Source organism: Bradyrhizobium sp. 63_E2_N1_3 (assembly GCF_052076005.1).
GTDB classification, from domain to species: Bacteria; Pseudomonadota; Alphaproteobacteria; order Rhizobiales; family Xanthobacteraceae; genus Bradyrhizobium; species Bradyrhizobium barranii.
Genome location: NZ_CP197235.1, coordinates 5,185,133 through 5,194,454, shown reverse-complemented (window position 1 = coordinate 5,194,454; position 9,322 = coordinate 5,185,133). Strand labels below are relative to the sequence as shown.

General features: G+C 65.0%; 9 protein-coding genes. 3 read left to right on the top strand and 6 right to left on the bottom strand.

From position 1 onward, the window contains the following. Window positions 1–142: 142 nt before the first annotated feature. Window positions 143–391, bottom strand: coding sequence for a hypothetical protein (locus AB7531_RS25060; RefSeq protein ID WP_063983609.1), 249 nt, complete (start codon window positions 389–391; stop codon window positions 143–145). A gap of 116 nt (window positions 392–507) precedes the next feature. Beyond that, complete coding sequence (locus tag AB7531_RS25055; RefSeq protein WP_063986408.1) at window positions 508–1,470, bottom strand: alpha/beta hydrolase; 963 nt, start codon at window positions 1,468–1,470, stop codon at window positions 508–510. Window positions 1,471–1,595: 125 nt separating this feature from the next. Here AB7531_RS25055 and AB7531_RS25050 point away from each other — a divergent pair, with 125 nt between their 5' ends. After that, window positions 1,596–2,273, top strand: coding sequence for a nitroreductase (locus AB7531_RS25050; RefSeq protein WP_063986407.1), 678 nt, complete (start codon window positions 1,596–1,598; stop codon window positions 2,271–2,273). Window positions 2,274–2,725: 452 nt separating this feature from the next. Here AB7531_RS25050 and AB7531_RS25045 read toward each other — a convergent pair whose 3' ends face one another. The 3 genes from AB7531_RS25045 to AB7531_RS25035 are packed head-to-tail and all read right to left on the bottom strand — an operon-like array spanning window position 2,726 to window position 5,335. Continuing rightward, a complete protein-coding gene (locus tag AB7531_RS25045) occupies window positions 2,726–3,847 on the bottom strand; it encodes an HD-GYP domain-containing protein (RefSeq protein ID WP_441280149.1) in 1,122 nt (373 codons plus the stop codon). 49 nt (window positions 3,848–3,896) lie between these two features. After that, a complete protein-coding gene (locus tag AB7531_RS25040; protein WP_028152715.1) occupies window positions 3,897–4,229 on the bottom strand; it encodes a PilZ domain-containing protein in 333 nt (110 codons plus the stop codon). Then, window positions 4,226–5,335: a DUF2336 domain-containing protein gene (locus AB7531_RS25035; protein WP_063983606.1), complete on the bottom strand. Its 1,110-nt coding sequence runs from the start codon at window positions 5,333–5,335 to the stop codon at window positions 4,226–4,228. The genes AB7531_RS25040 and AB7531_RS25035 overlap by 4 nt, the downstream gene beginning before the upstream one ends. Window positions 5,336–5,636: 301 nt before the next feature. Here AB7531_RS25035 and AB7531_RS25030 point away from each other — a divergent pair, with 301 nt between their 5' ends. Together AB7531_RS25030 and AB7531_RS25025 are read left to right on the top strand one after the other, a co-directional pair. Then, complete coding sequence (locus tag AB7531_RS25030; RefSeq protein WP_063983605.1) at window positions 5,637–6,566, top strand: AraC family transcriptional regulator; 930 nt, start codon at window positions 5,637–5,639, stop codon at window positions 6,564–6,566. A 51-nt stretch (window positions 6,567–6,617) separates the two neighbouring features. Beyond that, window positions 6,618–7,208 (top strand): NADPH-dependent FMN reductase, encoded by a 591-nt coding sequence (locus AB7531_RS25025; RefSeq protein WP_063983604.1) that lies wholly within the window; start codon window positions 6,618–6,620, stop codon window positions 7,206–7,208. Between the two features lie 5 nt (window positions 7,209–7,213). Here AB7531_RS25025 and AB7531_RS25020 read toward each other — a convergent pair whose 3' ends face one another. Then, window positions 7,214–9,295 (bottom strand): methyl-accepting chemotaxis protein, encoded by a 2,082-nt coding sequence (locus AB7531_RS25020; protein ID WP_063983603.1) that lies wholly within the window; start codon window positions 9,293–9,295, stop codon window positions 7,214–7,216. Between the last annotated feature and the right edge of the window lie 27 nt (window positions 9,296–9,322).

Here is a 9,322-nt window from a genome sequence, read left to right as displayed (position 1 = left end):
GTTACCAGAGGACGTTCGTGCTTTCGACTTGGCCCGGCCATCTGATCTGTGCCGCACGGACACACATATGTGGATGCCCGGGACAGGCCCGGGCACGACGGAGTTGCAGAGTGTCCGTGCAGCAGTGGCGAACCAGCAGCGATCAGGCGCCGACTTCGCACTTCTTCATGAAGCTGTTCTTGGCGGCACCGGCAAGCGGCTTGCCGTCGGCGCTGACGGCCTTGGGCGTGCAAGCGTCGGCCTTGCACTTCTTCATGAACGAGGTCTTGGCGGCGCCGGCGAGTGCCTTGCCGTCCTTGCCGACCGCCTTGCTCTCGCAGGTGTCCTCCGCGAAGGCCGAGCCCGCTGCAAAGGTGGCGACGATCGCTGCGAGAAAAATCCGCTTCATCATGGGTGTCTCCCTAGGACAAAATTACCGAGCGGATTGGAGCCGCGAATCGTGGCGCAATCAAGCAGGATCGATGCGCGCCACGACCGATGTCGCGGATTTTTCCATTCATCTGCGGTTCAGATTCCGCGCGCGAGCAGTGTCTTGAAATCGGCCCGTGCGCGTTGCGCCTCGGCCTTCGCGGCCGCGGAAGCATCGCCAAGGCCGAAATAGCCGTGGATCAGGCCGGGGCCCTCATGGTGCTTGACGCGGACGCCGGCGGCCTCCAGCGCCCGTGCATAGGCCGTGCCTTCGTCGCGCAACGGATCGAACCATGCGGTGGTCACGATCGCGGGCGCGAGCCCTTTGAGCGAAGCGGCGCGGAGCGGCGAGACCCGCCAGTCGGCGGCACCCTTGGGATCGGCGAGATAGTGGCCACAAAACCATTCCATCGTCGCGCGTGTCAGAAAATAGCCGTCGGCATTCTCGGTACGTGACGGATAGGGCGCGTTCTCGCGCGCATCCGCGTAGCCCCCGACGACGTCGGTCACGGGATAGACCAGCAGTTGCGCCGCGAGCGTGATGCCGGCGTCGCGGCAGGCGATCGCGGTGGCGGCTGCGAGATTGCCGCCGGCGCTGTCGCCGGCAACGCCGAGACGCTTTGCATCGCCGCCAAATTCCGCGACGCGGTTGAAGATGTCACTCGCAGCGGCGAACGCGTCCTCGAAGGCGCCGGGAAAGCGCGTTTCCGGCGGGCGCCGATAATCGACGGAGACGACGACCGCGCCGGTTTCGATCGCGAGATTGCGCGCCTGCCGGTCGTGGGTTTCGAGATCGCCCGCGACCCAGCCGCCGCCGTGGAAGAAGACTACGGTTGGCGCAGGATTGGGGCCGACGCGATAGACACGTGCATCGAGCGGCCCGGCGCCGCCTTTCACCTTGATATCCTGCACCGTGTCGACGGGGGGCGGCGGCACATCCGCACGCGAGGCAGCCAGTGCGCGCAAGGCATCGCGCGCGCTCTGTGGCGTCATCGTGGTGGGATCGCGCAGCGGCAGCAGCGGAATGATCTGGGCGATGACGGGATCGAGCGGTGCGGGCATTTGCAGGTCCTCGCTGGGTTCTTGGTCTTGCTTGCGGGGTAGCATAGATTTGGCGTACCGCATCGGCAACCGGTTACGCGTTACAATTGCAATGCCGCGGAATGAACGGTCAGGGAGGTCAAGAGTTGGAATTCGAAACGCTGGTCCAGTCGCGCCGCAGCGTGCGCGGTTTCAAGCAGCAGCCGGTGCCGCGCGCGGTGATCGAGGCGATCATCGAGAGCGCCAAGCGCGCGCCGTCGTCGATGAACACCCAGCCCTGGCATGTGCATGTGCTCACAGGCCCTCCGCTTGAAGAGTTGCGCCGCCGCAACATGGAGGAGATGGTCGGCGGCGCCAAGGTCAAGCGCGATATCATCAGCCATGGCGAATACCAGGGCATTCATCGCACCCGGCAGGTCGACATCGCCAAGAAGCTGTTCGGCGCGATGGGGATCGAGCGCGACGACAAGCCGATGCGGCAGGACTGGGTGCTGCGCGGCTTCCGCCAGTTCGACGCGCCGGTCTCGCTGGTGCTGACCTATGACCGCGTGCTGGATCCCGGCGCGGTCTGCCATTTCGATCTCGGTGCGCTCTGCTACGGCATCGTGCTCGCGGCCTGGGACCGCGGTCTCGGTTCGGTGATCAACGGGCAGGGCATCATGCGCTCCGACATCGTGCGCGAGGTCGCGAAGATTCCGGAAGACGAAGTCATCATGACATGTGTGGCGATGGGGTATCCCGACGACAGCTTCGCCGCGAACGCCGTGCGCTCCGATCGCGAGGGCAACGACGATTTCGTGCGTTATGTCGGCTTTGCCGACTAGTGCGGGAAGTCACTGATGCGCACAGCCGGCTGACGCTGCGAGCCGACTAACGCGGAGAGCCGGCTGAGGTGGAGGAGAGGAGATTATTCTCTCGTCGATTTTTTTGATGCTGAGCCGTTGGTGGCCTCTTGCAATCTCGATCGCGCGGGAGGAACAATACGCGGAGTGAAAGGTTTGTTGCTGGCGCGAGGGAATCGACATGCGGCGGCTGGCTAGCCTGGTTCGACGGTTCTTCGGTCCGCGACAGCGGTATCCGATTGATGATGATCCAAATCTGCCCTTCACACCCGATGAGCTCGGCAAGCTGATCCGGAGTGGCAGACGCGAGGACATGAAGCTGCTTGCGGAAGGACTGGCCTCCCGGTCGATTCCGCACCGCGCCAAATACCGGGCCACGCACTAAGCGCGGTTCGTGACGAGGTCCTCGCTGCGGGATCGCCCAGCCTGCGCGGTCATCGCGTGAGCGCAACGTCCTTGAACGAGGTTACGAGCGCCTTCTCGAGTTTTCCGGTCATCCCGCAAAGAATGTTGTAGGCCTCGGTGCGCGGCATTGTCGGCTTGTAGTGCCGGTGTTCGATCAGCGCGGCGAAGATGTCCGAGATCGTCAGAATGCGGACGATGTCATTGATGCTCTCGCCGCACAGCGCGTCGGGATAACCGCTCCCGTCTAGATATTCGTGATGATGCCGCACGGCGTCGAGAATCTCGGGCGAGATTTTCTCGTGATCCTTCAGAAACTCGTAACCCGCTGCCGGATGCTTCTCGATCATGGCGCGTTCGTCGGTGTCGAGGCGGCCGGGCTTGTCGAGGATCGCAAGCGGAATCTGCGCCTTGCCGATGTCGTGGAACATGGCTGCGGAATACAGCCGCTCGAGATCGGTTCGTCCGACGCCGAGGCTCAGTCCGAAGTCGATCGCCACGCCGGTCACGAGCAGGCAATGCTGGTAGGTTCCCTCATGGTGACGCCGCACCGTGGCAAGCCATTCGGACAGGCCGTGCTCGGTGATGCGGTCGGCGATCCTGCGGCCCCCTTCCTTCGTGCCGTCGACGTCGAGGGGCTCGCCGAGCGTGACGGCCGTGAACATCGACGCGATGGCGGTCGCCGCGGCTTCGACGGCGTTGTCCGGTTGCGCTGCGTCACTTGAGCCAGCAGAGGCCGGTTCGGCCGGGTCAGCCAGCGCTGCCAGCAGCTTGCTCTTGTTGAGAGCCCCAGGAAGAACGAGGGTGGCGCCGAGTGCGTAGGCCTGCGAGATGCCGACGTGAGACGAGTGCTCGACGAGGAAGATGCGCTTCGTGGCTTTCGCCAGCTTGCCGGCGCGCTTCTTGATGGCCGCGATGGTGCCGACGTCACGCAGCTCCGCGCGAACGACGACCGCGAATGGCACTTGTGACAGCTTGGCTTCCGCATCGAGTCGTTCGCCGGCGACGGTAAATTGCCGTTCGAGGGCCGAGCAGACGCCCGCCAGTTTGTCGGACGAATCGGCCAGCACATGCACAAACGGGCGAATCGCTTCCGTCATTCGGACGCCGCCGTCGTTTTTGGCGGGGCTGGATATGGTTCGGGCACTCTGCACGGCGGACCGGACTATGATGACGTTGAATGAGCTCGATGAATTCTGGAGCCTATTTGCTCGGCGTGGAGTTTGGCGCGGCGGCCGCCTTTGCGCTCGCCGGCTTCTTCTTGCCGTCAGCGGTGATGAAGTGCACGCCGGCCATGGTGCCGTCGATCCACACCAATTCGCACCGCCGGTAGGCAAGCCCCGTCGATGACAGCAGCATGAAGAATTCCTTGGCCTGGAGCACGTCGAGCGTCCCTTCGACCTCGATCTTGGCGCCACTTTGCGACACGTCGAGCAGGAAGCAACTACGTCGCCAGGTGCCGTCGGAGCCCATCAGATTGACGGCCTGCTTGTGATCCATCCGTACGCGAAGCGCCTTTCGACCGTCGAACCTCATCGGTTAACCCCCATTTTTGTGCCGCGATGTCCCGCATCGCTTGGGTTGGCACTCGCTGCAATTTCCCCCCAGCGCACTGTCCATTGGCTGGTCGACAAGAGAAGCGTTTCGAAAATCTGCTGCGCCCGTTCGCGCTCGACGAAGGAGAGCCGTGAGCCGCTGCGGTTGCTCAGGATCGCAAGCGTAGTGGCCCAGTTCAGCCGTGCGGCCCGGCAGGCCATGACGAGGCCCTCGCAATCGTCATCGGTCATGACATGCTCGACGATCTCGATCGGAGCGCCCGAGAGCACCGAGAGCGCCGTGAACAGATTGGCCGTCTCGCCGCGGATCGTGAAGCGGTTGACGGTGGAATCGTTGAGCTTGCCGACGCGGCTGAGGGCGACGATCTCCGGCCTCGCGCTCGCATAGTCGGCCGGGCAGGGCAGCTTGGGCGGAACCGGCGCGGCGTGTTGTGCGGGCGGAATGGTGGATGCGTTGGCCTTGGCCGGCGCCTTCGGGGCCGGCGCCTTCTGGGAGAGCAGCTTCCGGACGACCAGGTCGGGCGTGTCGGGCCGCAGCACCAGCGCCTTGGCAATCTCGCCGTCCGGATCGGCCCTGGCGATCAGCGCGGCGTAAGCTGCCTCGGAGAATTGGGTTCCCGGGTTCTTGATCAGCGCAAGGCAGATCGGGCCGCCGCGCTTGATCAGCGCCTCGGCCACTTCAGGCTCGATCGAGTTGCGCGCGGCGATCGCGCGTTGATGCCGCTCGTCGCACGAGGCCGCGATCGTCGCGAGATCGGTGGCGGAGAATGCCTGCGATTTGACGAGGACAGGACAGGCCACGTCCGGATCGGCGTGTGAGGCAAGGCGCAGCAATGTCTCGGGCGGGGCGACCTTGAGCTCGGCAAGCGCCGTGCTGAGTTGAACGAGCGCCTTGGCCTCGACGCGTTCCGTCAAGCGCAGCAGAACGCCGTCAACCACCCCAGCGAGCAATTCCTGAGGCCGGTCGGGGCTACCGGTGAGCAACTGCACAATGCCCGAGAGGATGCGAGCACAGCGGTCCGGCGGGCAACTAGCGACCGCCTGTTCCAGCTCAACCAGAATATCAGCAGGCAAATTTGCCATCATGGCAGGGGCCTGACTCAAAAAATCGCGACTATCCAATGACCTTCATTGCGCCTGACAGGCGTTAATTTGAAATTTAGAGCTTGATCGATGGGGTATCAGCGCACCGCTGGCGGCGCTGGAAACGCTATCGAAATTCGGCGAGACTCGATGCGGCGACTTGTCCTTTGAACGGGACCCTCGCCAACTGAACGAGACGAATTAGGATGATTCTTTCGGTCGAACGGGACAACCGAAAGGGGGAAACTCGGACCGGCATCGCCGCCGGACGCGCGTTGGTTACGACGCGACGTTTCACATTGCCATGAACAGTATTGCGCCCAGGGTATTTCGCTTCTCCGACGTCGACGAATTTCGGAATGCCATACGAGGCCTGAATTTCGAGTTCACGCCCTTCGTACGGAGGATTTCGGCCGAGCAGACCATCCTGTCGCTGCCCGGTTGCGACGTGAATTTCACGCGGGCGTTTCCCCGCGTCGTCGACGCGCAGCTCGTCGAGAATTGCACCGCCATCGGATTCACGATGGATGAGCTCAACGTGCCCATCCGCTTCAACGGCTCGCAGCGGGCACGACCGGTCATCGTGATCGGCAGCGGCGGCGCCGCCTACACCACCATCGAGGAGGTGGAGCGGCAAATTGCCTCGGTGGTGTTCAGGCCGGAGGTGACGGATCGCGGCTGGCCGCACGCGACATCCAGCTTCAAGATATTTGAAACGACGGCCGCGAGCCTGAACCGGCTGCGCAGCCTGGTCCGGGAGGTGCTGGCTGCCGCGTCGGAGCCGATCGGAGGCGCGGACGTGCCGCTGAAGGCTGCAGCCATGAAGGAGTCCCTGCTTGGCGCCGTCGACGACGCGTTCGAAAGCGTCGTTGCCGCGCGATGGACCCTGCGTCCCAATGACGAGCGCAACTTCAGGATCTTCCGGGAGATCCGAGCGCTTCTGTCCGACGACCTCTCGCAGCCGATCTACAGCGAGGAGATTGCGCGCAAGCTCAACCTGTCCGTCCGCACCCTGCACGACGTCGTCCGCCGCTATCGCGGCATGAGCCTGCATCGCTATTTGCGCCTGCGCCGGTTGTGGCTGGTGCGTCAGCGCCTGCTCGCCGGTGCCGACAGCGTCAAGGCCGTCGCACTGGCGTTCGGCTTCTGGCATCTCAGCGACTTCTCCAGAAGCTATCGCGACCAGTTCGGCGAGACGCCGTCGCAAACGCTGGAGCTCGGACGACAACGGTAGCGCGGCAAATCGGTTGAGGCCGTACCGCCATTTCGTGCTAGCGTCCCGGCCATGAGCAATCGCATCCTCGTCCTCTACGGCTCCTACCGTTCCGACCGCATGGGCGTCCGCCTTGCGAATTTCGTCATCGATCGCCTGCGCCAGCGCGGCGAGGAGGTCGAGTTCATCGACGCCAAGGCGATCGGCCTGCCGATGCTCGATCGCATGTACAAGGAATATCCCAAGGGGGCGGCACCCGAGGCGCTCGAGAAGCTGGCGGGGCAGATCCGCGGCGCCGACGGTTTTGTCTTCGTCACCGGCGAATACAATTGGGGCATCCAGCCCGGCCTGAAGAACCTCACCGATCACTTCCTGGAAGAGTGGTTCTGGCGCCCGGCCGCGATCGTGAGCTACTCCGCCGGCCGACTGTCCGGCGCACGCGCCTCGACCGCCTGGCATGGCACGCTGTCGGAGATGGGCATGGTCGTGGTGTCGAGCACCATCGGCGTCGGCCCGATCGCGCAGACGCTGTCGGCCGAGAGCGAGCCGATCGGCGAGGGCGGCAAGGCACTGGAGCGCTCGTTCCCGCGCTTTGCCGATGACCTGCTGTGGTGGATCGAGGCCGCCAAGGCGCAGCGGGCCCGCAAGGCGCCGCCTTATTAAGCTGACTAGGCGGCCCTGACCTCACCGAGGAAGCGGTCGAACTGGCCGGCGAGATCGCGCGACTGGGTCGAGAGCTGCTCGGCGGCGCCCAGCACTTCCCTCGCGGCCGCACCGGTGTCGTCGGCGGCGCGCTGCACGCCCGATATGTTGGTGTTGACCTCCTGGGTGCCGCGCGCGGCCTCCTGCACGCTGCGGGAGATCTCCCGGGTTGCCGAGCCCTGTTCTTCGATCGCAGCCGCAATCGCGGTGCCGATCTGGTCGATCTCGGCGATGACGTCGGCGACGTTGCGGATCGCGTTCACGGTCTCGTCGCTTGCGGACTGGATCGCGGTGATCTGCTCGGAGATTTCGGTGGTGGCCTTGGCGGTCTGGCCCGCCAGCGACTTCACCTCGGATGCGACGACCGCAAAGCCGCGGCCGGCGTCGCCGGCGCGGGCGGCTTCGATGGTCGCGTTGAGCGCCAGCAGATTGGTCTGCTCGGCGATGCTCTGGATCAGCGTGACGACGTCGCCGATCTTCTGGGCGCCCTCGGCGAGCGCGCGCGCCGTGTCGCCGGTGCGGCGGGCGTTGTCGACGGCGCGGGCCGCGATCTCGGTGCTTTGTGCCACCTGCCGGCCGATCTCGGAGATCGAGGAGGTCAGCTCTTCGGTCGCGCTAGCGACCGTCTGCACGTTGGTCGAGGTCTGCTGCGAGGCGGCGGCAACGACCGCGGCCTGGCTGTTGGTCTGGGCCGCCGTCGAGGTCATCGACTGCGCCGTGCTTTCCATGGTGGAGGAGGCGCGGGAGAGGCCGCCGACGAGCTCGGTGACCTTGGCCTCGAATGCACGGGTGAGCCCGTCGAGCGCCTGGGCGCGGCGCATCTTGCCGTCGTTCTCGGCCTGCTTCTCCGCCGCGAGCCGGTCGGCCCGGATCATGTTGTCCTTGAACACCTGGACGGCGGAAGCCATCGCCCCGATCTCGTCGGAACGCTCGGCACCGGGGATCTCGTCCGCAACGTCGCCGTCGGCAAGGCGCGACATCCGCGTCGTCAGGCTGACGATCGGAGCGCAGACGCGGCGGCGGACCATCACGATCAGGCCGGCGCTGGCGATCAGCACGGCGAGGAGGCCGGCCAGCGCGATGGTGAAGCTGGTGCGCGCGGCGGAGGAAGCGCCGGCGAGGATCTGCTCGGCGTTGTCGTAGAAGGCGTCGCGGACGCCGATAATGGACCCGAGGCCCTTCTGGGACGCTACGTAGAAGGTCTCGACATCGTGTTCGTATTTGCCGCTGACGGCGCCGTCCTTGACGAGCTTCATCTCGCGGCCGAATTCCTCGACATAGTTCGAGTTCATCGTCTCCAGCGCCGCGGCGACGTTAGCCGGAGTTGCCGCATTGCCACGCAATTCCATCAGCGACATCACGATCTGGTCGTTGCGGCCCTGCATGCGGGCCATGTCGGCCTTCTCGGCGTCGTTGGCCACTTTCTTCGCGCCGACGAGGTTCTTGTGCACGCTGGAATTGAGGCCGCCGACGTCGCGCAGCGTCATGGCGATGTTGGCGTAGTTGGACTGGCGGTAGGCGTCCCCATTCAGGATCGCCATGCGGCGGACCTGCTCGTTGAGCAGCGCGGTGACGCCGGCATTGAGCACGGCATTGTCGGCGACGACCTTTTTGGCGGCGTCCTTGCGGGCATACGCAGGTCCTGCGATCGCCTTGTCGATGGCCTCGCGGAGCGCGGTGAATTTCGAATTGATCGCGTCGATGTTGCTGCCGATGGTGGCACCGTCGTCGAACGGGCCAGGCAGCTCCTTGCGCAGCGCGTTCATCCGGTCGCGGGCGCCGTCGGTCTGCTTGCGCAGCTTGTCGTGCTCGGTGAGCTGCGCCGGATCGACCGTCGCTGGCCCGTAGAGGATGTTGGTGGCGAAGCCGCGCTCGGGGTTGAGGTAGCGCGGGATGTCGCTGGCGGCGCGGACGATCGCGAGTCGTCCCTGCGCTTCAGCGATCCTGTCCATCGTCTGGTACTTCGTCACGGCGACGTAGACGGCGAGGCCGCCGCCGACTGTCGAGAGCGAGACGATGGCGGTGGTCAGCAGCGTACCGATTTTCATGATCTGTCCGGCAATTGGCGCGGGGAA